A 21,716-nucleotide genomic window follows, 5' to 3' on the forward strand; every position below is an offset into this window, starting at 1 on the left:
TGATGAGTTACCTGAATCTCCACCAAGTAGCGCTCGGCTACGGCAACGCCCGGACCGCCGTGGAAGGTCTGGACCTGACCGTGCAACGCGGCGAACTGATTTCGCTGCTCGGCCCCAGCGGCTGCGGCAAGACCACCACCATGCGCGCCATCGCCGGTCTGATCGACCTGCGCGCCGGCCGCATCACCCTCGACGGCCGCGACATCAGCCGCCTGCCGCCCAACAGGCGCGACATCGGCCTGGTGTTCCAGTCCTATGCGCTGTTCCCGCACCTGAACGTGTTCGACAACGTGGCCTTCGGCCTGCGTTTGCGCAAGGTGCCCGCTGCCGAACTGCGCCAGCGCGTCGAGAAGGTCATCGCCGCCGTCGGCCTCACCGGTTTCGAAGCGCGCCTGCCTGCGCAGATGTCGGGCGGCCAGCAACAGCGCGTGGCGCTGGCGCGCGCCATCGTGATCGAGCCCAAGCTGCTGTTGCTCGATGAACCGCTGTCCAACCTCGATGCCAAGCTGCGCGTGCAGATGCGCGCCGAGCTGCGCCGCATCCAGCGCGAGCTGGGCATCACCATGCTCTATGTCACACATGACCAGGACGAGGCGCTGGCCATGTCGGACCGCATCGTCGTGATGAACGGCGGCAGGATCGAGCAGCTCGATACGCCCGAGCAGCTCTTCAATGCGCCGCGCACGCGTTTCGTGGCCAACTTCATGGGCTTCGAGAACCTCTTCGATTATTCCGATGGTCAGTTGCACGGCGCGGCGGGACAGCTGCCGCTGGCCGGACTTCCAGCCGGCACGGCCTGCGCCGGCTGGCGCGTGCAGCAGGTGCAGGTCGGCAGCGGTCCCTACGAGGGTCGCGTGCTCTCGCGCGGTTTCCTCGGCGAGCACGTCGAATACCTGTTGCAGACCGCGTTGGGCGAGGTTCGCGGCATGGCCCCCGCCACCCTGGCCTCGGCCCGTGAAGGCGACGCCGTGCACTTCGACCTGCCCGCGCATGAGGCCCTGGCACTGTCTGCCTGAGCCTCCCACTGGACCTTTCAAGAAGAAGACAAACATGCACAAGATCTGGCTCGATACCGACCCCGGCTTTGACGACTGGCTGGCCATGCTGATGCTCTCGGCCAACCTGGACGTGCACTGGCTGGGCGTGTCGGTGGTGGCGGGCAATGCCCCGCTGGTGACGACCTATGACAATGCGCTGCGCATCAAGCAGCATTACCAGCTCGACGTGCCGGTCTATGCCGGTTGCGACAAGCCGCTGGCCGGCACCATCGAAACCGCCCAATCCATCCTCGGTGACGCCGGCATGGCCACCACCGGTGAGAGCCTGCCGCAGGTCGATATCGCTGCCCTCGAAGCGCACCAGTCGCGGCAGTTGCAGCGCGATCCGCTTCCGCACGCCGTGGATGCCATGATCGAAGCGATCCGTCTGCATGCCGGCGAGATCACGCTCATGTGCATCGCCCCGCTGACCAATGTGGCCGTGGCCCTGCAGCGTGCGCCCGAGATCGCCGGCATGGTCAGGGAAATCATCCTCATGGGCGGCTCGGCTGACCAGGGCAATCACACCGCCGCCGCCGAATTCAATATCTATGCCGATCCGGAAGCGGCCGATTTGGTGTTCCGCTCCGGCATCCCGCTGCGCATGTTCGGCCTGAACCTGTGCCGCCAGTTGCTGGTGACCTCCGCCGAGGTGCAGCAGGTCCGTGCGCTGGGTACGGCGCGTGCCCGGTGGCTGGCCGGTTACTTCGAGGCTTACCTGCGCATCCGCAGTCCCGATGGTTCGGTGCCCATGCCCATGTATGACCCGGCCGTGGCGATCTGGCTCAAACGTCCTGAATTGTTCAGCTTCCAGCCAGCCCGGGTGGAGATCGAATTGCAGGGCCGTCTCACGCGCGGCATGACGGTGTGCGAATTCCGCGTGCCGCGCCGGGCCACGGCCAATACCGAGGTCGCCATGACGGTCGACGGTCCGCGCGCCATGCAGTGCATGATGCAGGAGCTGCTGGGCAGCCTGTCCTGAAAGCGTACCCATCACCTCTTTCCGGCCACGGCCCATTCCACTGATCTGCGTTTCATGACTTCCCATAACGAACACGACACCGGCCCGCTCACGCTCACGCTCGAACAATTCGTGCGCGCGCTGCCCAAGGTCGAATTGCATTGCCACCTGTTCGGCGCAGTGCGCCGCCAGACCTTCAGCGAACTCTCCGCACGCGCCGGCCATCCGGTCTCGCCCGAGGAGATCGAGGCCTTCTATACGCGCGGCGAAAAACCGGTGGGCGTGCTGCGCGTGTTGCGCGCGCTCGATGCCGCGCTGATCCGCCGGCCCGATGACCTCTACCGCATCACCTATGAGTACCTGGAGGATGCCCACGCCCACGGCGTGGCCTACAGCGAATTTTTCTGGAATCCGACCGGCACGGTGCGCGTGTCCGGCATCCCCTACGCCGATGCCCAGTCCGCCATCGTGCGCGCCATCGTCGATGCCGAGCGCGAGATCGGCATCATCGGCCGCCTGATCCCCAGCATCGACCGCGAAGCCAGCCCCGAGGAAGCCGTGACCATGGTGCAATGGATGCTGGCTGCGCGCGCGCCGCAAGTGGTCGGTATCGGCATGGATTACCGTGAGAACGATCGCCCGCCCGAACTCTTCGAAGCCGCTTACCGTCTGGCCCGCGAGGCCGGCCTGAAGACCACGGCCCACGCCGGCGAATTCGGCATGCCCTGGCACAACGTCGCCACCGCCATCGATCTGCTGCAGGTGGACCGTATCGATCACGGCTACACCATCGTCGACAACCCGGCGCTGATGCAACGCTGCATCGCGCGCGGCCTGGTCTTCACGGTGGTGCCGACCAATTCCTACTATCTGCGCACGCTCGCCCCCGAGCGCTGGGCGACGGATCATCCGATCCGCAAGATGCTGGCCGCCGGCCTGCGCCTGCACCCCAATACCGATGACCCCACCCTGCACCTGGTCACCCCGACCGGTGCCTGGCTGATGATGCTGCAACTGGGAGCCGACGTGGATGACCTCAAGCAGTTCATGCGTAACGGTCTCGATGCGGCCTGGATGGACGATGCGCTGCGCCGGCAATGGCGTGCGCGTTGGGATGATCGCTTCGATCAACTGCGCGCGCGCCTGACCACACTGCCTTCCGGGGGCAACGCATCGCGCAGATTGAATGTGAACCGGCCCTAGGCCGCCATGTCGATGACCATGCCGTCATCGTCATGGAATTCACCTTGATTCACCTGGAACCTGTCCACCAGTTCGGCCATCCGTTCAGTGGCCAGGCGCATCGCCTCAGCGGCGGCGGAGGACTGCTGCACCAGCGCCACATTGTGCTGCGTGATCTGCTCCATCGCGCTGACGGCCTCGGCTACCTGCTCCATACCGGCCGACTGCTGCGTGCTCACGCTGGCGATCTCGGCAATGACCCGGCTCACGCCATCCACCTGCACCACCACCTCGTGCATGGTCAGGCCGGCCGCCTGGGCATGCTGGCTGCCCTCTTCAATCTGCTGCGCCGATGCCATGATCAGGGTCTTGATCTCCTGCGCAGCGGCAGCCGAACGTTGTGCCAGTTCACGCACCTCGCTGGCGACGACCCCGAAACCGCGCCCGTGCACGCCTGCATGGGCTGCCTCCACGGCCGCATTGAGCGCCAGCAGGTTGGTCTGGAAGGCGATGTCGTCGATCACCGTGATGATCTCGACGATGCGTCCGGCAGCGGCCTGAATCGCCGCCATCTTGATGACCACCTGATCGACCGCCGCCCCGCCCGCAGCGGCCACTTCTGCGGCCGAGTCCGCCAGGGTGCTGGCCCGCTGGGCGTAGTTGGCGCTTTGCTGCGCGGTGGCGCTCAGTTGTTCCATCGCAGTGGCGGTTTCCTCCAGGGAGCAGGCTTGTTGTTGCGAGCGCGTGGCCAGATCCAGTGCGCCATCAGCGATATTGCCGGCCGAACCGCGTATGACCTTGGCCCCATGGCGTACCTGGCGCACGATGTGGCTCAGCCCCTGCTGCATGTTCTGCAGCGAAGCCAGCAACTGGCCGGTCTCACCCTTGAACTCCACCTCGATCTCGCCGCACAGGTCGCCTTTGGCCACCTGCGTGGCCAGATCGGCTGCCTGGCTCAGTGGCCCGGCAATCAGGCTGTACAGGCTGGTCAGGCTCACCGCCAGGAACAGCAGCACCATGCCTGCCAGCAGGTTGATCATGGCGTTGAGCGATTCGGTGCGCTGGCTTGCCTGGGCGATCTCGCGCTCCGTGCGCCTCTCCAGCATCAACAGGAACTCATCCATCGGACGCATGATGCGCGCCTTCTCGACGTGATAGGCATGGTCATGCAGCATCTGCCGGGCCAATGCCAGATCAGGCTCGGCCAGCGGCAGCTCAGCGCCCTGGCGGCCCTGGTAGTGTCTTTGCACGATGTTCATGGCCCGGGTCTCTGTGGCCACCAGCGTGTCGGAGTTGCGCTTGGCTTCGAGCAGCTTGTCCATCTCCGCCTGGGTGAAGCCGGCCTGTTGCATCAGCTCGCCCAGCGAGGCCGTCACATTGCTGTCCGGACGGGGCGGCTGGCCGTCGGCGGCGACCAGGTCCCAGTAGATGCGCTGGTATTGCTCGGGACGTGCGCGCTTGCCGTCGCGAATATCCAGGATCGCCTGGTACTGCCGCGCATACTCCGGGTTGCCGGTGATCACATAGGTGCGCGCCAGGCGTGTGAGGTCATCCGAACTCTGCCGCAATTCCTCGGCCAGTTGCTGCGACACATGTCGCCGCATATGCGCCTGGTTGAGCTCGAGCCCGGCCTGCGTTTCGGCCATGGCCATGACCACCAGCGTCACCATCAGTACAGCAATGATGACGGTGAGCATCAGCAGAATCTGCCTGATTGAAAAACGTTTATAGATCGACATCTTCTCCTCCCTGTTCGTCTGAAAAATCCGGCTGGGGCGCGCAAAGCCTCTTGGGCAGTGCCTCGCCGACCGGCAGGCGGACGATACGTGCAGGGCTTGGATCAGGGCCGAAACGGGGGAAGATGCTTGATGAATCTAGAATTAGTTCGTTTTTTTTATCGAATAAATTTGAATTTCTCTCTAAAACTATCCTTATACATAACAAAAATATCAGAACATTTTCAGTCGATCACAGACATCTTGTTCATCATCGGGTGAGCGCCAGCAAGAAACCGGATCCCGGTTCACAATACTGAACTTTGCTCTGCAGACTGCTTCCCATGAACTCCGTTGCACCGCGTGCTGCCAATCATCCTCGTTTTCTTTTGTTCCTGATCTGCGCCTTCGCTTCGGCCGGCCAGCTGGCCATCGACCTGTACGTGCCGGCCCTGCCGGAGATGGCAGTCGATTACGCCACCTCGGCCCAGGCGATCCAGACCAGCGTGACCGGCTACCTGATGGCCTATGCCTTCGGGCAACTGGTCTTCGGTCCGCTGGCCGATGCCTACGGACGCAAGCGCATCCTGATCCTGGGGCTCGGTCTCTTCACGCTGGGCTGCGTGCTCTCGCTGGCCGCCCCCAACCTGGAAACCTTTGTCGCCGCGCGCGTGCTGCAGGGCTTTGGCATTGCGGCCACCAACCTGCTGGCCAAGGCCATCATCACCGACTCCTTCACCGGCCAGACCCTGGTGCATGCGTACACCTACATGGCCATCGCCTGGGGGCTGGCGCCGATCATCGCACCGGTGATCGGTGCGCACCTGCAGGAGGCCTTCGGCTGGCGCTCCTGCCTGGTGTTCCTGCTGGTGTATTCGTTGGCCATGTGGGCCATCCTGTGGAAGTATCGGGAGACACTGCCCCGGCCGGTGCACCTGCATCCGGCCACCCTGCTCAGGAATGCGCGCATGGTGCTGGCCAGCCCGGTGTTCCAGAGCTGCTTCCTGGCGCAGGGGCTGTGCTACAGCATCCTGCTGGTGTTCAACATCGTCGGTCCCTTCATGGTGCAGAACACCTTGCACCAGCCACCGACCTTCTTCGGCTACCTGGCCCTGGCCATCGGGATGATGTATTTCCTGGGCGGTATCTCCAATCGCATCCACCATCGTCGCCTGCCCTCGGCCGAGCAGCGGCTGCGCATCGGCGCGCGCGTCATGACGGTGGCGGCCTTCGCCATGCTGGCGCTGGCCTTGCTGGTGGGGCTGACGGTGTGGACGCTCATCATGCCGGTGCTGGTGATGGCCTTCTGCGCGGGAGCCATGTATCCCACGCTCATGGCCAAGGGCAATTCGATCTTCCCGCACATTGCCGGACTGACCAGCGCCATCCTGGGCTTTGCGCTGCTGCTGGTGTCCTCCGGGATGATGGGACTGGCCGGTTTCGTCTCCATCCATACCCGGCACAGCTCGCGATGGACTGCGGCGATGCTGGGCTTGCTGGGTTGGTGGTAAAGCTCGATGGCCTTGGCCTCCCAGCCGCCCTCGATGCGGATGCGTCCGCGATGCCTGGGGGTCAGGGCTGCACGGCCGCCGTTGCGGTCCAGTTCGATCCAGCGATAGAGGCTGCTGCGGCTGATGAAGCGCTGGCTGCTTTTGAGGCTGCAGGCAATCGCATCCTGCAGGCCGGGGTGCAAACTCCCTTTGCGGTAGCGCGCCTCCAGAGTGGCGATGGCCAGATCCATGCTCACGCCGGGAGCGGCGATGATGTGGAGTGCTTCCACGATCAACTTGCGCTGCTGTGCCTTGGCACTGGCGCGGCTGGTGGGATTGACGGTGGCCGTGAGCAGTTCTGAACGGGTGGCCAGGCGTGCGGGGTTGCGGGCCGACGCGGGAAGCCGGGTCGGCGATGTGGTGACTTGCTGCATGTTCACTCCTTGGAGGAAGATTTCTTCGCGCCTTTGGGGCGGCCTGGTTTGCGCGGTGTCCTGGCGTGGGCTTCATCGCGCACGCACTGGTGGGCATGCAGCAGCGAGGAGCGCAGGATTTCCACCTCCTGGAGGAACCAGGTGGCTTCCTCTTGCGTGAGCATGCCGGGCATGAACTGGCTTACTTCGGCCAGCGCTGGCATCTGGTCAATGTCGCCCAGGCGCTGTATCAGGATCGCGGCACGCGCCTGAATGGCTTGCGCGGCAAACCAGAGGCTATGCAGTTGGGCCTGATACTGCTGGGGGTCTGCCTCGTCGGCATCCAGTTCGCCAGCCATCTTGTCGAGCAGGGACATGGCGCTGGCGCAGTGGGTGTCCATCAAGGCCGCTTGCTGGCGCACGATGTTGGTTTCAGGGGTGTAGGCGCTGTTGCCGGGCACGGCAGTGCGCAGGCGGTCCAGGAGGTCGTCTTTCTGTTCCAGCTCCAGGGCCAGGCGATTGGCGCGCTTTTGCTCGGCGCGGGCGTCTTCGTGGCCGTCCGCTTCCAGCTTGCGCACCCGCTCGCGGAGCTGGCTGGCGCTCATGCGGTCGATGTCGTCCAGGTCGGCGAGTTGTTCGAGGACGTCATCGTCGTGGGTAATTAGCTCAAGGAATGCTTTGGTGCTTTTGACCTGCGTCGCCAAAAGTGCAACCGTTTCACTTTTGATGGTCTTTCGCGCAGCATTCATAAAACTGGCAGCGGATCGATATCCGAAGCCCAGCAGATCAATGCGCTTCTGGAATTCCCCGTGCGGAGTGACTTCCTTTAGTAGGATGAGTCGCTTCCCTAACTCCAGTAACGCTTCCACCGTGCGGCGCTGGTAGAAGCGGATGCCGTCTTCCAGACCGGAGGCAGACAGCGGGCCGTCATAGCTCAATTCCTTGGCCAGGGCGGCCAACTTTTCCGGCTCGGCCCTACAGGCCTCGGAAGGGACGGTCGCCGTCATCGGAATGACCTCGGCCATGGGCTGCTTGATTGCAAGACGTTTCATGCCCGTCACCCTTAGGCCGTCTTACGGGTAGTGGACTTGACGCGGCGCAGAACCGGGCGATCCGTCGGCGGCCAGATGGTATCCACGGGCTTATTGAGCAGCACCGAAATGTACTGTTGAACACGGGCGGACTTGCCGCGTCCGCAAACCACGCTACTGATGGTGGACTTATCCAGCTTCAATTCTTCGGCAACCACCACCAGCGTTTTTCCTGCAATACGCATTGCCGCTTTGATCTCTTCAGGGTGCATAATGCCCTCCTAAATCAATACAACTTGTTGTATGGAAATTGGTTACTGACTCGGTGAACCAACGAGTTGAATTCATTATAGCCACGATCGTGGCTATTGCAAATATTTAATGGGTGCTTTTGTGGCTATTGGAGAGCGATTGAAGGAAGAGCGAAAGCGGCTCGGAATGACGCAGGCCGTCTTTGCCCAAATGGGAGGGATTGGTCTGTCGGCATTAAAGCTTTATGAGGGGGATGAGCGCGAGCCCGGCGCCTTATTCCTTGCGGCCATCGCGAAGCACGGGGCAGATGTGCAATACATCGTTACTGGCGTGCGCGGCCAGCCAGTTCCCCCTACTGCGGACCTTGAACCCGACATCCAAATGCTGGTTGAGGACTACAAGGGGGCCGACGCCGAGGGAAAAAAAATCATTCGGGGGGTAGCCCTTCAAGCAGCGCAGGCAAAGAAGGCGAAGCAGCGGGCATAACTTGTTGCTCCTGCTGTTGCTCAGGGCCGCCATGAACGATCCCCCGGACGAACCTGACCCACCACCGTCAAAGGCAATACTGTTGCCGATGCGGCGTCAGCCAGACCGGGATGAGGTACGTATTTTTGTAACGAGGGCCGTAGTTGAAACGGCGGGGCATCCCAGCTCAATAACTCGATACGCCAGGCAGTAACTCCTCCGCTCGCGCATGGGCGCGGGCGGGGGTGAACAAGAACGACCATCTATGTCAGGGAGGCGGGAAGGCGAACATGTGTAGCATTTCTCACCTGAGGATAATTAAAAATGCAGTTACTTCATCGAGGCTTGTTCTTGGCTGTCTTTGCGACGCTCGGCGGTTGCAGCGATTCAGAGCCAGAGGTTGCGAAAAAAATCGAACCGGTCGCTACGGCACAACAGGCCAAGCCCGCACCCGTCGCCGAGCGATCGCTTGGAATGACACCGGAGGAATTCCGACGGCAATTCAACACGCAAATGGCAATAGTTGATGAGCATTACAAGTTGCCGAAGTTCGATATCCAACGAGGCGATGTCAACGATGCGTTTTCGCATCAGCTTGCCAGCAATGTTGGGCTGGTAGGGACAGTCAGCAAAAAAAGTGGGGAGATGAAAGAAATACTGGTGATGCTCGGTGCAGGAAAAAAATACTCTGACAAGGAGACTCTCATGGCACTGGCAGTGACGGTAGTTGTAGCCGAGGCGGCCAATCCCGATATTGACAAGGAGATCATCGGCGCAGTCATTCCAAAGATGATAACCAAAGCGCTAGGCAATATCGATAATGGCAAATCAGAAGAATTAACCGTAGGAGGGGTGACTTACTTGGCTGCCGCCAGTGCCGTGACCGGGCTGATGTTCTCCGTCAGCCCGGCAAAGTAAATGATGCTCTCTAGGTTTTCAGGCTGACTCGGTTGAGTCAGCCGCCATTGAACAGAAAAAACCATCACCTCAATAGGGAAGAAACATTTCCCGCCTCCTCACCGCATCATCCTCCCCGTAATCTCCGGTCATTCCCTCATGGGATGGACCACCGGAGATTACCTTGAAACTTCCCCGCCTGTTCGGCTGGCTCTTCGCCACCCTCCTTCTGCTGGCCTGTATCGGCCTGGTGTACCCCAACCAATTGCCGGTGAGCTTGTACAAGCTTTCGCTGGTCACCATGGCCGGCGTCATCGGCTATTGGCTGGATCGGTCGCTTTTCCCCTACGCCCGGCCTGATAGCTTCATTGAGCCGGAAGAAGGTGAGGACGCACCGGCATGCGATGCCATCTCTGCTGACGAGGATCGGGCCTTCATGCCCTGTTCGGTCGCCTTCGCCGCCGCCATGCTTCGCCGCGCCATCATCGTGGGCTGCGCCATGATCGCCATCGGCCTGGGGGCCTGACATGCGCGGCAGACTGTTCAACTTCCTGCTGTGCATGGTGCTCATCCTGCCGGGCCTGTCCCCCGCCTCTGCGTGGAGTCAGACGCTTCCCGTCCAGGCCACACGCCATCGTGCCGAGCTGACGCGGGCCGCGCATGCAGGCTGGGGCTTGGACGCGCCTGTGCCGGTCTTTGCTGCGCAAATTCATCAGGAGAGCGGATGGAATCCGCAAGCGGTCTCGCGCGTGGGTGCTAAAGGCATGGCGCAGTTCATGCCGGCCACGGCACGCTGGTGGTGCGCCTCCAACGGTATTGCGGCGGGCCACTGCCTGCCGGAGAACCCGACATGGGCAATGCGCGCCCTGGTGGGCTATGACCGCTGGCTCTATGAGCGCGTGCGCGGTCCTGATGAATTCAGTCGGCTATGGGCCATGAGCCGGTCCTACAACGGCGGACTCGGGCACTGGCTGCAAGAAGCGGCCATCGTGCGTCCTGCCCTGGACCGCTTGTCCATCGACAGCGCATGCGGCAAGGCCAAGCGCCATCCCTCTTTCTGCCGGGAGAATCTGGACTATCCACGGCGCATCCTGATCCAGTTGCAGCCGCGCTATCAGTCGTGGGGGCGCAGCGTTCCGGTGCCGTCGAGCTGATTGCCGGAGGGGATATGTCATTTCAGATCATGGACGTAGAAACGATCGCACGCCGGGCGCATGAGGCGGCCGCAGCGGGTATGCCCGTCTCGGCGTGTCCTTATCCGCAAGGGTCGCCTGCCGCCTGCCGGTGGCTCAGCGAACACGCGCGCGCCATGGCGCAAGCCCATGCTGATGCGGGCAGGAGGATGCCATGAGGCTGGTGATTCCCGGCTGGATCAAGGCACTGGCCGCGCTGGGCTTGCTGGTTGCTGCCGTGTATGCGCTGCGTGGGCTTGGTCAGGAGCACTATCGCCAAGGCCAGCAGGCAGAGCGGCTGATGTGGACGGGCAAGGAAAATGCCGCGCTGCGCAGCGCCCATGCCCGCCTGCGGGAGCTTGAAGAAAAAGCGCGTGCAGCCGAGGCGCGCCACGCACAGACGATGGCCGCGATTTCAACGCAATATCAAAAGGACTTGAGCAATGAACGCCTTGCAAAAGATCGCGCCCTGGCTGCTGTGCGCCGTGGTGAGCTGCGCCTGTACGACCCGGCAGGACGCGCCGTTTCCGTTGGCGGCGTCCAGCGAGGTGACGCCTGCCCGGCTGGCCCCCGCGCCGCCGGAGGTGATGATGCCGCGCCAGGCGAACTTTCAACGCCGGCTGCTGAATTTCTTCTCGCGCTCACCGGCGAAGCCGACGAAGTGACCCACCAACTGACGGCCTGTCAGGCCGTCATCGCAGCGGACCATCAAGTTAAGGAGCAGCCATGAGCCGGGAAGATGTCATGCAGTGGTCGCTGTGGCTGGGGATCGCCAATTTCCTGCTGACCTGGGGGGTGGCGCTGTATATGTACATGTCCAACAAGAACAAGGCGACCAATTCGCGTATCGATGCGCTGGAGGCCAGGGTGACGGCCTCCATCATCGACCACGGCAACCGCATCACGCGGCTGGAAGTCGGGCCTACCCACGAGGATCTGGGCACGCTGCATGAGAAGGTCAACGATGTCACCACCGAGGTGGCCCAACTCATTGGAACGGTCAATGGGATGAACCGGCTCTTGGGCAGTATCGATGAGCATTTGCGGAGGCGCAGCGGATGAACGACTACGAAAAGATGCAACGCGCTGACCTGCGCCTGCGCGTGCTGCAGGTGCTCTCCACCGTTCCCGGTTATCGCGCCAATGAGACCTTGGTCCGCCAGCAGCTTCTGGAGCGGTATGCGCACGCATTATCGCAAGATGGCCTACGCGGGGAACTGGCCTGGCTCCATGAGCAGGGGCTCTTGGCGTACCAGGGCAGCGATATCGTGCTGGCCTCGCTCACTCAGCGGGGGCAGGACTGCGCTGCGGGCCTGGTTCAAGTCCCCGGCGTGAAACGTCCGGGTCCGGACGAGATGATGGTAGCGGCCGGTATTGGTCTGTTGAGGCAGCTCTGATGGCGCATCCTCCTGAAGTGCGCGATCGGGTGCGGCGCTTGTATGTCGAGGGTATGCCCTTGAACGGCGCGGCACTCACGTGCGGGGTGAACTACGAGACGGCCCGTCAATGGAAGGCGCATGCAAAATCCAAGGGGGATGACTGGGATACGGCGCGCACGGCCTATCGCGTCAGCGATCAGGGCCTGGATGATCTCAACAAGCAACTGGTGGAGGATTTTGCGCGCCAGGTCATCACCACTACCCGCGAACTGGAAACGGCAACCATGCCGGCGTCGGACAAGGCGCAGTTGCTGGCGCAACTGGCCGATGCCTATGCCAAGTTCAGCAAATCCTTTGGCCGCTTGAATCCGCAGTTTTCCGGTTTGTCGGTGGCGCTCGATACGCTCAAGATCATTGCAGATCATCTGCGCGTGAGCGATCCGGCCGCGTTGAAGCTGCTGCATCCGCATCTGGAAGAGGTGGGTGCCATCGTGGGCCAGCGCTATGGCCGTTGATCGCAATGAGATCAAAGAAGTGCGCACCTGGCGTGAGTTCGAGCTTGAACTGGCCAAGCTGGGTGACGATCTGCGCAATCTCATTGAGCTGGAGTGCGAGGCTTTCGATGCCGATCCGCAGGCCAGTCGGGCGCGTCGCGAACGGGCCTGGAACGACTATCAGTTTTTCTGCCAGACCTACTTTCCGCACTATGTGCCGACGCCACATTTTTCGTTGTTCCAGCAGTTCATTTTTCAGCGTCTGCCGGAGGTCATTGATGGCCCAGCAGATGGCCGCGAAGTCCACCAGGCCCCGCGTGGCGAGGCCAAATCCACCTATGAGACGCAGCTAGGCAGCTTGTGGTGCATCGTCACCGGTCGCAAGCACATGATCGGCATCATCATGAATACCGAGGAGCAGGCGGCCGAGATGCTGGAATCGATCAAGGCCGAGCTCGATAGCAATCCACGGCTGGCGATGGATTTTCCGGAGGCCTGTGGTCGTGGGCGGGTGTGGCAGGCGACTACCATCGTGACGGCCAACAACCGCAAGGTGCGCATCGGCGGTACGGGCAAGAAAATCCGGGGGATGAAGCACGGGCCACATCGTCCGGATCTGATTTTTCTGGATGATCTGGAGAACGATGAGAACGTCCGTGACAAGGACCAGCGCGACAAGGTGGAGGCGTTCGTCCTGAAGGCGGTGCTGGGTCTGGCCGGGCCTGCGGGTGGCATGGATGTGTTCTGGCCCGGCACCAGCCTGCATTACGATGCGGCGATCAACCGGGTTTCGCGCAAGCCGGGGTGGCGGCGCAAGGTGTTCAAGTCGATCATGCAATGGCCTGATCGCATGGACCTGTGGGAGCAGTGGGAAGGCATCTATACCACTGCCTCCGATGAGGAGGGCGCACGCGAACAGGCGGAGGCTCAAGCGCTGGCATTTTATGAGGCCAACAAGGAGGCCATGAATGCGGGCGCTATCGTGTCCTGGCCGCAGGTACGGCCACTCTATCGGCTCATGTGCATGCGGGCGGTCGATCATGATGCGTTCAACCAGGAGCAGCAGAATGAGGCGGGCAATGATGCGACGGCACCGTTCAAGTCCCTGCAGTTCTGGGTGGATCGGCGTGATGACTGGCTGTTTTTTGGGGCCATCGATCCGTCGCTGGGCAGGAAGAACAAGCGCCGTGATCCTTCGGCCATTCTGGTGGGCGGGCTCAATCGTCAGACCATGGTGCTGGATGTGGTGGAGGCCGATATCGCCTGGAGAGTGCCGGACCTCATCATCAGCCGGGCCATCGATCTGGAGCTGGAATACCGCTGTTTGGCGTGGGGCGTGGAGACGGTGCAGTTTCAGGAATTCATGTATACCGAGCTGCTCAAGCGTGCGGCCTTGTTGGGAATTTCTTTTCCCGGTGTGGCGATGGATGAGGATGTCGAAAAGGAGTTACGCATCATCAGCCTGCAACCTCACGTGGTCAACGGGAAGATTCGGACGCATCGCTCCCATGGCTTGATGAATGAGCAGTTGAAATTCTGGCCGGAGGCCGATCACGATGATGGCCCCGATGCGCTGGAAAAACTCTTCCGCCTGGCCAATCAATACAGCGGGCAATGGCTGTACACGTCTGCCGCGCCCTTGCGACAGGCGCGTCGCATGATGCGCGCGGCCAGTGGTCACAACGATGATTGGGACGATGATGATTGAGCAAATCAAGGCGGCCTTGCGCCGGATGTCGGGCAGCGTGCGGGCTGGGCTGGATAAGCTTCAAGCGGGGGCGCGTTCGACGCAGGGCCAACCGCTGAACTATGCCGCGGTGCATACCTTGGCCCCCTCCCGCTTGGCGGCGGCCTTCGCGGCAGCCGATCAGGGCCAGATTACCGAGCAGGCGGCGCTGTTTGAAATGGTGGAAGAGCAGGACCCGCACCTTTTTTCAGAGATGGCCAAGCGCCGACGCGCAGTGACCGGTCTTGGCTGGCAGTTGCAGCCGCGTGAGGATGCGGATGCGTCCGAGCTGCGCCGCACCGTTGAACTGGCCGACATGCTCAAGAGCATTCCGCGCTTTGAGGATGCGCAGTATGACCTGACAGACGCCATCGGCAAGGGCTTTGCGGCCCTTGAGATTGAGTGGAAGGCAGGCAGTACCTGGCTGCCGCAGAATCTCTTGTGGGTGCCGCAGCGGATGTTCCAGATCGACCGCAATACGGGGGCGCTACAGTTTCTCAAATGGGGAATGCCGCAAGCATTGCGGCCGTGGGGCTGGATCATTCACGAGCACAGGGCCAAATCGGGCTACATCGAGCAGGCGGCGCTCTTCCGAGTCTTGGCGTGGACCTATGCCTACAAGGCTTATAACGTGCAGGACATGCAGCGTTTCCTGGAGGTGTATGGCATGCCGCTGCGGCTGGGGAAGTATCCTCCAGGCGCTCAGAAGCAGCAGCGCGATGAGCTCTTGCGGGCGGTCCGCCATATCGGGCAGGATGGCGCTGGCATCGTCCCTAACACCATGAGCATTGATTTCGTCCAGGCCAAGATGGCGGGGACGGTATCGGATTTTCTGTCGGCCATTGAGTATTGGGAGCGCAAGCAATCATTGGCCATTCTGGGCGGCACGCTGACCAGTCAGGCCGATGGCAAGACCTCGACCAATGCGCTGGGGGCCATCCATGACAAGGTGCGGCGGGAGATCATGCTGCATGATGTGAACCAGATCACGCCGGGGATCAATCATCAGCTCATTCGCCCCATCGCTCTCATCAATGGTCTGTTTGCGGAAGACCGCCTGCCGTCTTTCCGCTATCTGACGGAAGAGACCGTCGACCAGGCGAAGATGGCCGATGTGCTCACCAAGGCGGCCAGCATGGGCATGGAGATTGATGTGGAGTATGCGCACCAGGTGATGCAAATTCCACGGGCTGACAAGAAGGCCAAGATGCTGGTGCCGCCTGGCCGTGCGCTCGCACAGACACCGGCCAGCGCCTTGACGCGCCTGGCCGCGCTCAGTGCCAGCCGGCAGACGGAGCCTGATATCGCGTCGGCCTATTCGGCGCAACTGGCCGCACTGTGCGCACCGATGGAGCAAAAGGCGATCCAGCAGATTGCGGCCATCATTGCGCAGTCAGGCGACTTTGACGACGCCATCGGCAAAATTGAACGCTTGAGTGGGAACAATCCGGCATGGGCGCAGGCTATGGCCTTAGGAATGGAAGCGGCAATGCTGGCGGGGATGGAGGCGGCTGCTTCGGAGGGGGATGCGTAATCATGGCGGCCTCTCCAGCGCGCTTGCCGTTCTCGGAGGCGATTGACTTCTTCCGCAACAAGGTGCGTCTGCCCTCGTCGGGCTGGACGGATATCTATCAGGAGCAGCACAGTCACGCGCACATTGTTGCCGGTGCAGCCAACGATGCTCTGGTCGAAGACCTGTATAACGCGATCCGCCAGTCGCAGGAGCATGGCACTGGCTATCCTGCCTTCCGCAAACAGTTCGATGAGATCGTCGCCAAATATGGTTGGGCGCACAACGGTTCGCCCGGTTGGCGCAGCAAGATCATCTACGATACGAACATCACCCAGGCCTACAACGCGGGGCGGTACAAGCAGATGATGGCGGTGGTCCACTTGCGGCCTTACTGGCAGTATGTTCACTCGGGTAGCGAGCATCCGCGCCTGCATCACCTGGCTTGGAATGGACTTATTCTGCCAGCCGACAGTCACTGGTGGGATACCCATAGTCCGCAAAATGGCTGGGGGTGCAAATGCAAGGTCCGTTCGCTGTCTCGCTCGGAGGCGCGCAGCTTGTGGGAAGCCAAGGGAAGGTCCGGCCCGGATGAAGCGCCGCCAATCGAATGGGAACAGCGCACCATCGGAAAAAAGGGCAGCAATCCCCGCACGGTGATGGTGCCCAAGGGAATCGACCCGGGCTTTGCCTACAATCCGGGCAAGGCTTGGCTGGAGCCGCATACGGTTCCACCCCTGCAGGGCTATGACGCGGTGTTGAAAGAGCGCGGCGCGAGCTGGCCGACCGGCGTTACGCCGCCAGCCCTGTCGCCACCCACCTCGGTGCCCAAGAGCTTGCTCATCGCACCAGGTACGCCGCCCGAGCAAGCCATCACGGAATATCTGGAGGTCTTCGGGGCCACGTTGGAGCGTGGCGCAGCGTTCACTGATGCGACGGGCAGCACCCTGGCGATTAGCAAGGCCCTGTTTGAAGATGGCAATGGTGATTTCAAATGGTTGTCCAATCCGGACAAGGCCACGCGACTGGAATATCTCTACCTGCTGGCCATGACGCTGGTTGAGCCAGATGAAATCTGGTGGAACTGGGAGAAGTCGCGCTCAGAAGAGGGGCGCTGGCTGCTCAAGCGTCGTTACCTTCGGGCGTTTGAGCTGGAGGGCAGCGGGCAGTATGGCGTGGTAGCGTTTGAGTGGGGGCGCACAGGTTGGGCTGGCTCTACCGCATTCGTGCCGGATCGCAAGAGCGAGGAAAACCGTGCTGCGTACTTTGACCGGCAGCGCATTGGCCGTTTGCTGTTCAAGAAATAAAAAACGCGGCCACTGTCCTGGGCCGCGTCATGTGGCCGCATTGTGGAGGGGCTGGACAGAGCCGCTCTCGCTGACACCACGGGGAAGATATTATGCAATTTACCGTTGAATTTCAAGCCGACCACCTGGCGGCCATCCTGGAAGCCGTGCGGAAAGAGGTGGCTACGCCTCAGGAGATGCTGGTTAGCATCGGCGAAGAGCTGTTCAATGCCAACCAGCACCGCCACGCACAGGGACTTGCGCCTGATGGCATGCCGTGGAAGCCGCTATCTCCCATGACCCTCGCCACTAGAAAGGGCGGCAGGATTCTTCGCGTGCGTGGAGATATGCTGGAAAGCTTCAATTATCAGGTGCAAGGAAATTCCCTCCGGCTCGGATTCAGCGACCAGAAGGCCGTGTGGCATCACTTCGGAACAGGCACCTATGGCCCGCGTGGTTCCCGTTACACAATTTCCCCGAAGAAGGCCAAGGCACTGGCGTTCGGCGGCTTGATGCGCAAGCGGGTCAGTCATCCCGGTATTCCCGCCCGACAATTAATCGGCTTCCCGGCGTCCGACAGGGAGCTGACAGGTAACGTGATTCGGGACCATTTAACGGAGGCTTTAAATCGAGTTCGAAGCCGGAATAAATGAGCTTTGAAGTCACTGACCCGCATTGAAAATCGGGATTTATTAGGACCGGATTAGCCGAATATTGGGAGATTTATCGGCATTTATTCCGATTTTTTGCCCGCACCCATCCCAAAATCAAAGTTCGGCCCTCGAAACAGGTTTTCAGCACCAGCGCGGCTTCGCGTCATTTTTGAGGGCCCAAACCTGTCCCATTTCTTTGACTACCCTACTGATCGTCGCGCGGCCAATTGTGAAGAACGCCGAACACGCTTTTTCAGCTGCAAAGATTTTAAAAAAAATCCCGTTCTTCTCCACGTTTTGGACGCTCTCTCGTGGTGCGATGCTGGCGCCCATCACGTTCCCGCAACACGGAGAGTCTCGCCATGAAAGCCCTGCCCCTCATCCTCCTGCTCAGCAGCGCCAGCGTGCTGGGTGTGCTTGAACTCCATCCGGCACACGCTGCCAGCTTCGATTGCAGCAAGGCCGGATCGGCCAACGAAAAAACCATCTGCCACGACCCCGAACTCTCCGCGATGGACGATCAGCTGGGCCGTGCCTACCGCCGCGCGCGCAAGGCCGCCACCAATGTGCGCGCCTTCCGCACCGCCAGCGACCTGCAGTGGCGCTGGCGCGAAGACAATTGCCACGACCGCGCCTGCCTGGTGGCATGGTATCAGCGCCGTCAGACCGAACTGGAGGCTCAGGCTGCGCCGGCCACGGCCACGATCCCGGTCGCCGTGGCTCAGCCCGCAGCCCAGCCTGTGACCGGCACACCGGCACCGGCCCTGGCCGCCGTGGCGCCCGTCCAGCCCGCAGAAACGATCTCTGCTGAAGCGGCGGCGGCACTCGCCCGCGCTGCCCTGGCCGCCAGGGCTGCGGCGGATGCCAAGGCGGCTACACCTGCCCCAGCGCCCGTCGCCACCGTTGCTGTGCCCGCTGCACCGGCTGCACCCGCTGCCCAAAGCTTGCAGCTGGGACTCAACATGCGCCAGATCGAACATCTGGCACCGCAAGGCAGCATGCCCTGGCCGCATTACACGCGCGCCGAGCGCGGCCAGTATTTCTATCAGGATCCGCAGGCGGGCGCCGCGCAGCCTCTGGTGGCCGTGCGCTACTACGGCATCGAGAACGGCCAGTACATCCTCGAAGCCGTGCGCGGCCAGACCGTGCTGCGCTACACCTGCAGCGCCGATTGTCCCTACATCTCCGAGCTGACCCTGCCGGGTGACGTGGAGAAGGACACGGTCATCGTCAAGAATGACCGCGCCTCGCTGCCCGGACTGATCGTCAGTGATGCAGTCAACGGCTTGCTGACCCCGATCATGTCGCGCTAGGCCAGCACGGTCGCAAGTGCGCGCTTGTCCTACACGCATTTGCGAAGGCGGATGACAGGCGGGAGACAGGGCGGCGGGCATACTGACCATGGTCGAGCATGGCGCTCATGCTCCCCTGCCCTGGCGAGAAGCCCCTATGAAGAAAATCGAATTCGACGGTTACCTGCTGGTCTACCAGGCCGATGACAGCGAAGGCCGCTGGAAAGGCTCGTACGCGATACTGAAGGATCGTGCAGAAATCAGCCGGGGCTCCCTGCACCTCACCGCGCACTCGGAAGAGGATGCCGCCTGCGAAATCCTGGCGGCGGCGCGGCGCCAGACGGACAGCGGCATGGCAGCCTAGCCGCGCCCTCCTTACACCCCTATACCTCCTACGCCACTTACACCACAACGTCGCGCATGCCGCGGCGATGGGTCAGCTCCACCAGCCGCCGCAGTGCATGGACCAGCGCGAAGCGGCTGCGCGCGCGTCCCAGCGAGATGCGGATATGCGATGCCGGGCCACGCTGGAGCTGCGCCTCGCCGGCCTGAAAAGTGTCCTGTGACACCACATGCAGACCGGCCTCCCTGGCCTTGAGCACGAAGTCCTGCCCCTTCCAGTGGGCCGGCAAGGCCTTCCAGACATGGATGCCGCCCGTGCCCGCCAGACTTTCGTCACTCAACGTACGCAAGGCCAGCTCCTGGCGGGCCCAGGCTTCATCGCGAATAGCCCCGGCCAGCGTGGCGGCGGTGCCGTCGTGTATCCACTGGGTCGACAGTGCCGTCGTGAGCGGCGTGGACATCAGCACGAAGGAGCGCAAGGCCCCCAGTACTTCTTCCTGGCTGCGCCCTTGCGGGGTGAGCACATAGGCCGTGCGCAGCCCCGGCAACAGGCACTTGGCCAGCGTGGAGACGTAGAACACGTGCGCCGGCGCATAGTGGGCCAGCGGCTTGGGTGCGTGGGCGGCAAAGCGCCAGTAGGGATCATCCTCGATGATGCGCAGGTCCAGGCGCGTGGCTACCGAGGCGATCTCGGCGCGGCGCGTGGCGGGCATGGTGTGGGTGGACGGATTCTGCAGCGTCGGGTTGAGGTAGACCAGCCGTGCGCCGTGCTTGCGCACGAGGGTTGTGAGCAGGTCCGGGCGCATGCCTTCGTGGTCTACGCCCACCGCCACCACGCGCCGCCTCAGCTGGGCGGCGGCCGCCAGCAGACCGGGATAGACCAGCGGCTCGGCCAGGATGGTCTCGCCCGGCCGGGTCTGCGACAGCAGCAACGCCGCCAGTGCCGCCTGCGCTCCCGGACAGGCCAGCACCCGGCTGTCGTCCACCGGCCCCAGCATCTCATGCAGCCACATCGCCCCGGCCGCCCGGTCGGCGCTGCTGCCACCGCCCAGGTGGTAGGTCATGAGCAGATCGACGTCGCTGTGCAGCAGTACCTGTGACACGCCCTGCCGAAGCAGGTCGTTCAGATCGATGCCGTCAGGGGGCGGCGGGATGTTCATGGACAGATCGATCACCTGGCTCAGGTCCACCTTGGGCGCGGCCACGAAGGTGCCGGCCGCACCGCGCGCTTCCAGCAGATGGCGGCGGCGCGCCTCGCCGTAGGCGCGCGTGACCGTGGTCAGGTCGACCTGCAGGCGTTCGGCCAGCAGGCGCTGCGGCGGCAGGCGGTCACCGGGCTTGAGGCGCTCGTCGGCGATGGCCTGCTCCATGAAGCCGACGATCTGCAGGTAACGCGGACCGCCGCGGGCGGTGAAGCGGGCGATCCAGTTCAGGGAGGGGTCTGCAGCGTGCGGGGGTTCCGGTCTGGCCATGCGAAAGTCCTGGGGTGAAGGGTGCACCTGCATGTCTTGCAGGTGGGCCCGCTAGTATGGATGCATGCCTAGGGAAAATCCATACATCCGCTCTTCCCCTTGTGCCAAGCTCGCCAGCCCGTCAATCACTCAGCCCGATACCGTGCGCATCCACTCCCGCGCATCTTCTCCTGCTGCGATGCGCATCGGCGCAGCCGGATCGATGGCAGCTCGCCAGCGCTAGGCCGCCACGAAACCGACCCGCTCCATCGTGCCGATGTGCATGCTCAGCAACTGCACGGCGCGGTCGGTCTTCTTGTCGCGCAGGGCGTCGATGATGAGGCGGTGGTCGTGATCCGAGCGCGGTTGCCAGCCGCGCTTGAATCCGGTCGAGAAGAGATAGCGCGAATTGGTCAGCTGCAGTTGCTTCAAGACCGCCAGCAGGCGCGGCATGCCGCATTCGCTGGAGAGGATGTCATGGAACAGGTTGTTGGCCGCATCCCACTCCACCAGTGAAGCCGCCTGGGCGCAGGCTTCCTGGGCCTCTTCCAGGCGCGCGATGTGCTCGGGTCCGAACCTGCGCACGCTGTGGCGCAGGGCCAGGATCTCCAGCGAGCCGCGCATCTCGGCATTCTCCTTGACCGCAGCCCGGTCCACCTGGGTGACCCGCACGCCACGACGAGGCAACGTCAGCACCAGTCCCTGTGCCTCCAGCTGACGAAAGGCCTCGCGCACCGGCACGTGGCTGGACTGGAATTCCTGCGCCACGTGATCCTGCCGCAGCGCCGTGCCACCTGCGATTTCGCCGCGAATGATGCGCGTGCGCAGCACCTCGGCAATGCGTTCGACGGTGCTCGGATGATCGGAATGGTGCGCCATGTTTTTATAGATAATCTATGAAAAAAGAAATTGTTATACGAATTTGAGCGAAGTTAGAATCCGCCGAAGCTGAATTCTAAGCCTTTTAC

The 21,716-nt window shown here is 62.4% G+C and carries 24 protein-coding genes; 18 read left to right on the forward strand and 6 right to left on the reverse strand.

The window, feature by feature from the left end; translation table 11 throughout:
- Positions 1 to 2: 2 nt before the first annotated feature.
- Genes AACH55_RS13040 through AACH55_RS13050 form a run of 3 tightly spaced genes read left to right on the forward strand, consistent with a single transcriptional unit; the run spans position 3 to position 3,201 of the window.
- Positions 3 to 1,016, forward strand: coding sequence for an ABC transporter ATP-binding protein (locus AACH55_RS13040; protein WP_338714934.1), 1,014 nt, complete (start codon positions 3 to 5; stop codon positions 1,014 to 1,016).
- Positions 1,017 to 1,050: 34 nt separating this feature from the next.
- A complete protein-coding gene (locus AACH55_RS13045; protein WP_338714935.1) occupies positions 1,051 to 2,019 on the forward strand; it encodes a nucleoside hydrolase in 969 nt (322 codons plus the stop codon).
- 54 nt (positions 2,020 to 2,073) lie between these two features.
- Positions 2,074 to 3,201, forward strand: coding sequence for an adenosine deaminase (locus tag AACH55_RS13050; RefSeq protein WP_338714937.1), 1,128 nt, complete (start codon positions 2,074 to 2,076; stop codon positions 3,199 to 3,201).
- Here the strand turns inward: AACH55_RS13050 and AACH55_RS13055 are convergent.
- Positions 3,198 to 4,919: a methyl-accepting chemotaxis protein gene (locus tag AACH55_RS13055; protein ID WP_338714939.1), complete on the reverse strand. Its 1,722-nt coding sequence runs from the start codon at positions 4,917 to 4,919 to the stop codon at positions 3,198 to 3,200. The two genes, AACH55_RS13050 and AACH55_RS13055, sit on opposite strands and share 4 nt — an antisense overlap.
- Positions 4,920 to 5,239: 320 nt before the next feature.
- Between AACH55_RS13055 and AACH55_RS13060 the strand changes: the two genes are divergently transcribed.
- Positions 5,240 to 6,406: a multidrug effflux MFS transporter gene (locus tag AACH55_RS13060; protein WP_338714940.1), complete on the forward strand. Its 1,167-nt coding sequence runs from the start codon at positions 5,240 to 5,242 to the stop codon at positions 6,404 to 6,406.
- 415 nt (positions 6,407 to 6,821) lie between these two features.
- On the opposite strand, the gene AACH55_RS13065 is transcribed toward AACH55_RS13060, so the two are convergent.
- Both AACH55_RS13065 and AACH55_RS13070 read right to left on the reverse strand, forming a co-directional pair.
- Complete coding sequence (locus AACH55_RS13065) at positions 6,822 to 7,850, reverse strand: hypothetical protein (RefSeq protein WP_338714941.1); 1,029 nt, start codon at positions 7,848 to 7,850, stop codon at positions 6,822 to 6,824.
- A gap of 11 nt (positions 7,851 to 7,861) precedes the next feature.
- The gene (locus tag AACH55_RS13070) at positions 7,862 to 8,101 is read right to left on the reverse strand and encodes a helix-turn-helix domain-containing protein (protein ID WP_338714943.1); all 240 of its coding nucleotides are present in this window, start codon (positions 8,099 to 8,101) and stop codon (positions 7,862 to 7,864) included.
- A 109-nt stretch (positions 8,102 to 8,210) separates the two neighbouring features.
- Here AACH55_RS13070 and AACH55_RS13075 point away from each other — a divergent pair, with 109 nt between their 5' ends.
- The 12 genes from AACH55_RS13075 (at position 8,211) to AACH55_RS13130 (ending at position 17,663) form a co-directional block, all read left to right on the forward strand.
- Positions 8,211 to 8,567, forward strand: coding sequence for a helix-turn-helix transcriptional regulator (locus AACH55_RS13075; RefSeq protein WP_338714944.1), 357 nt, complete (start codon positions 8,211 to 8,213; stop codon positions 8,565 to 8,567).
- Between the two features lie 303 nt (positions 8,568 to 8,870).
- Positions 8,871 to 9,464 (forward strand): hypothetical protein, encoded by a 594-nt coding sequence (locus AACH55_RS13080; protein WP_338714945.1) that lies wholly within the window; start codon positions 8,871 to 8,873, stop codon positions 9,462 to 9,464.
- A gap of 163 nt (positions 9,465 to 9,627) precedes the next feature.
- Positions 9,628 to 9,969, forward strand: a complete 342-nt coding sequence (locus tag AACH55_RS13085) for a putative holin (protein ID WP_338714946.1) — start codon at positions 9,628 to 9,630, stop codon at positions 9,967 to 9,969.
- A 1-nt stretch (position 9,970) separates the two neighbouring features.
- Positions 9,971 to 10,597, forward strand: coding sequence for a transglycosylase SLT domain-containing protein (locus AACH55_RS13090; protein ID WP_338714947.1), 627 nt, complete (start codon positions 9,971 to 9,973; stop codon positions 10,595 to 10,597).
- A 193-nt stretch (positions 10,598 to 10,790) separates the two neighbouring features.
- Positions 10,791 to 11,345 (forward strand): lysis system i-spanin subunit Rz, encoded by a 555-nt coding sequence (locus AACH55_RS13095; RefSeq protein ID WP_338714949.1) that lies wholly within the window; start codon positions 10,791 to 10,793, stop codon positions 11,343 to 11,345.
- Positions 11,342 to 11,677 (forward strand): hypothetical protein, encoded by a 336-nt coding sequence (locus AACH55_RS13100; protein WP_338714950.1) that lies wholly within the window; start codon positions 11,342 to 11,344, stop codon positions 11,675 to 11,677. Before AACH55_RS13095 ends, AACH55_RS13100 begins: the two co-directional genes overlap by 4 nt.
- The gene (locus AACH55_RS13105; protein WP_338714951.1) at positions 11,674 to 12,012 is read left to right on the forward strand and encodes an ArsR family transcriptional regulator; all 339 of its coding nucleotides are present in this window, start codon (positions 11,674 to 11,676) and stop codon (positions 12,010 to 12,012) included. Before AACH55_RS13100 ends, AACH55_RS13105 begins: the two co-directional genes overlap by 4 nt.
- A complete protein-coding gene (locus tag AACH55_RS13110; RefSeq protein ID WP_338714952.1) occupies positions 12,012 to 12,509 on the forward strand; it encodes a DUF1804 family protein in 498 nt (165 codons plus the stop codon). The genes AACH55_RS13105 and AACH55_RS13110 overlap by 1 nt, the downstream gene beginning before the upstream one ends.
- Positions 12,499 to 14,196: a phage terminase large subunit gene (gene terL / locus AACH55_RS13115; protein ID WP_338714953.1), complete on the forward strand. Its 1,698-nt coding sequence runs from the start codon at positions 12,499 to 12,501 to the stop codon at positions 14,194 to 14,196. Before AACH55_RS13110 ends, terL begins: the two co-directional genes overlap by 11 nt.
- Positions 14,186 to 15,748, forward strand: a complete 1,563-nt coding sequence (locus tag AACH55_RS13120) for a DUF935 family protein (RefSeq protein ID WP_338714955.1) — start codon at positions 14,186 to 14,188, stop codon at positions 15,746 to 15,748. Before terL ends, AACH55_RS13120 begins: the two co-directional genes overlap by 11 nt.
- A gap of 2 nt (positions 15,749 to 15,750) precedes the next feature.
- Positions 15,751 to 17,031, forward strand: coding sequence for a PBECR2 nuclease fold domain-containing protein (locus AACH55_RS13125; RefSeq protein WP_338714956.1), 1,281 nt, complete (start codon positions 15,751 to 15,753; stop codon positions 17,029 to 17,031).
- Between the two features lie 92 nt (positions 17,032 to 17,123).
- A complete protein-coding gene (locus tag AACH55_RS13130; RefSeq protein ID WP_338714957.1) occupies positions 17,124 to 17,663 on the forward strand; it encodes a phage virion morphogenesis protein in 540 nt (179 codons plus the stop codon).
- 141 nt (positions 17,664 to 17,804) lie between these two features.
- Here the strand turns inward: AACH55_RS13130 and AACH55_RS13135 are convergent, their stop codons facing one another.
- The gene (locus AACH55_RS13135) at positions 17,805 to 17,996 is read right to left on the reverse strand and encodes a hypothetical protein (RefSeq protein WP_338714958.1); all 192 of its coding nucleotides are present in this window, start codon (positions 17,994 to 17,996) and stop codon (positions 17,805 to 17,807) included.
- Between the two features lie 29 nt (positions 17,997 to 18,025).
- On the opposite strand from AACH55_RS13135, the gene AACH55_RS13140 reads away from it, so the two are divergent.
- Together AACH55_RS13140 and AACH55_RS13145 are read left to right on the forward strand one after the other, a co-directional pair.
- Positions 18,026 to 18,976 carry a hypothetical protein gene (locus AACH55_RS13140; protein WP_338714959.1) on the forward strand — a complete coding sequence of 317 codons (951 nt, stop codon included), beginning with the start codon at positions 18,026 to 18,028 and terminating at the stop codon, positions 18,974 to 18,976.
- A 136-nt stretch (positions 18,977 to 19,112) separates the two neighbouring features.
- The gene (locus AACH55_RS13145; RefSeq protein ID WP_338714960.1) at positions 19,113 to 19,319 is read left to right on the forward strand and encodes a hypothetical protein; all 207 of its coding nucleotides are present in this window, start codon (positions 19,113 to 19,115) and stop codon (positions 19,317 to 19,319) included.
- A gap of 37 nt (positions 19,320 to 19,356) precedes the next feature.
- Here the strand turns inward: AACH55_RS13145 and AACH55_RS13150 are convergent, their stop codons facing one another.
- Complete coding sequence (locus AACH55_RS13150) at positions 19,357 to 20,769, reverse strand: PLP-dependent aminotransferase family protein (protein WP_338714962.1); 1,413 nt, start codon at positions 20,767 to 20,769, stop codon at positions 19,357 to 19,359.
- Between the two features lie 219 nt (positions 20,770 to 20,988).
- Positions 20,989 to 21,627 carry a GntR family transcriptional regulator gene (locus AACH55_RS13155; RefSeq protein WP_338714963.1) on the reverse strand — a complete coding sequence of 213 codons (639 nt, stop codon included), beginning with the start codon at positions 21,625 to 21,627 and terminating at the stop codon, positions 20,989 to 20,991.
- Positions 21,628 to 21,716: the final 89 nt, after the last annotated feature.

The organism is Herbaspirillum sp. DW155, assembly GCF_037076565.1.
Lineage (GTDB): Bacteria > Pseudomonadota > Gammaproteobacteria > Burkholderiales > Burkholderiaceae_D > Herbaspirillum.

What these genes read in the sequence shown, in the direction of transcription:
- AACH55_RS13140 (WP_338714959.1), top strand. Translation starts at nt 18,026, where the DNA reads ATGAAAGCCCTGCCCCTCATCCTCCTGCTCAGCAGCGCCAGCGTGCTG.
- AACH55_RS13110 (WP_338714952.1), top strand. Translation starts at nt 12,012, where the DNA reads ATGGCGCATCCTCCTGAAGTGCGCGATCGGGTGCGGCGCTTGTATGTC.
- AACH55_RS13065 (WP_338714941.1), bottom strand. Translation starts at nt 7,850, where the DNA reads ATGAAACGTCTTGCAATCAAGCAGCCCATGGCCGAGGTCATTCCGATG.
- AACH55_RS13060 (WP_338714940.1), top strand. Translation starts at nt 5,240, where the DNA reads ATGAACTCCGTTGCACCGCGTGCTGCCAATCATCCTCGTTTTCTTTTG.
- AACH55_RS13080 (WP_338714945.1), top strand. Translation starts at nt 8,871, where the DNA reads ATGCAGTTACTTCATCGAGGCTTGTTCTTGGCTGTCTTTGCGACGCTC.
- AACH55_RS13100 (WP_338714950.1), top strand. Translation starts at nt 11,342, where the DNA reads ATGAGCCGGGAAGATGTCATGCAGTGGTCGCTGTGGCTGGGGATCGCC.
- AACH55_RS13075 (WP_338714944.1), top strand. Translation starts at nt 8,211, where the DNA reads ATGGGTGCTTTTGTGGCTATTGGAGAGCGATTGAAGGAAGAGCGAAAG.
- AACH55_RS13055 (WP_338714939.1), bottom strand. Translation starts at nt 4,919, where the DNA reads ATGTCGATCTATAAACGTTTTTCAATCAGGCAGATTCTGCTGATGCTC.
- AACH55_RS13130 (WP_338714957.1), top strand. Translation starts at nt 17,124, where the DNA reads ATGCAATTTACCGTTGAATTTCAAGCCGACCACCTGGCGGCCATCCTG.
- AACH55_RS13040 (WP_338714934.1), top strand. Translation starts at nt 3, where the DNA reads ATGAGTTACCTGAATCTCCACCAAGTAGCGCTCGGCTACGGCAACGCC.
- AACH55_RS13105 (WP_338714951.1), top strand. Translation starts at nt 11,674, where the DNA reads ATGAACGACTACGAAAAGATGCAACGCGCTGACCTGCGCCTGCGCGTG.
- terL (WP_338714953.1), top strand. Translation starts at nt 12,499, where the DNA reads ATGGCCGTTGATCGCAATGAGATCAAAGAAGTGCGCACCTGGCGTGAG.
- AACH55_RS13070 (WP_338714943.1), bottom strand. Translation starts at nt 8,101, where the DNA reads ATGCACCCTGAAGAGATCAAAGCGGCAATGCGTATTGCAGGAAAAACG.
- AACH55_RS13125 (WP_338714956.1), top strand. Translation starts at nt 15,751, where the DNA reads ATGGCGGCCTCTCCAGCGCGCTTGCCGTTCTCGGAGGCGATTGACTTC.
- AACH55_RS13045 (WP_338714935.1), top strand. Translation starts at nt 1,051, where the DNA reads ATGCACAAGATCTGGCTCGATACCGACCCCGGCTTTGACGACTGGCTG.
- AACH55_RS13050 (WP_338714937.1), top strand. Translation starts at nt 2,074, where the DNA reads ATGACTTCCCATAACGAACACGACACCGGCCCGCTCACGCTCACGCTC.
- AACH55_RS13135 (WP_338714958.1), bottom strand. Translation starts at nt 17,996, where the DNA reads ATGGGCGCCAGCATCGCACCACGAGAGAGCGTCCAAAACGTGGAGAAG.
- AACH55_RS13120 (WP_338714955.1), top strand. Translation starts at nt 14,186, where the DNA reads ATGATGATTGAGCAAATCAAGGCGGCCTTGCGCCGGATGTCGGGCAGC.
- AACH55_RS13150 (WP_338714962.1), bottom strand. Translation starts at nt 20,769, where the DNA reads ATGGCCAGACCGGAACCCCCGCACGCTGCAGACCCCTCCCTGAACTGG.
- AACH55_RS13155 (WP_338714963.1), bottom strand. Translation starts at nt 21,627, where the DNA reads ATGGCGCACCATTCCGATCATCCGAGCACCGTCGAACGCATTGCCGAG.
- AACH55_RS13095 (WP_338714949.1), top strand. Translation starts at nt 10,791, where the DNA reads ATGAGGCTGGTGATTCCCGGCTGGATCAAGGCACTGGCCGCGCTGGGC.
- AACH55_RS13090 (WP_338714947.1), top strand. Translation starts at nt 9,971, where the DNA reads ATGCGCGGCAGACTGTTCAACTTCCTGCTGTGCATGGTGCTCATCCTG.
- AACH55_RS13145 (WP_338714960.1), top strand. Translation starts at nt 19,113, where the DNA reads ATGAAGAAAATCGAATTCGACGGTTACCTGCTGGTCTACCAGGCCGAT.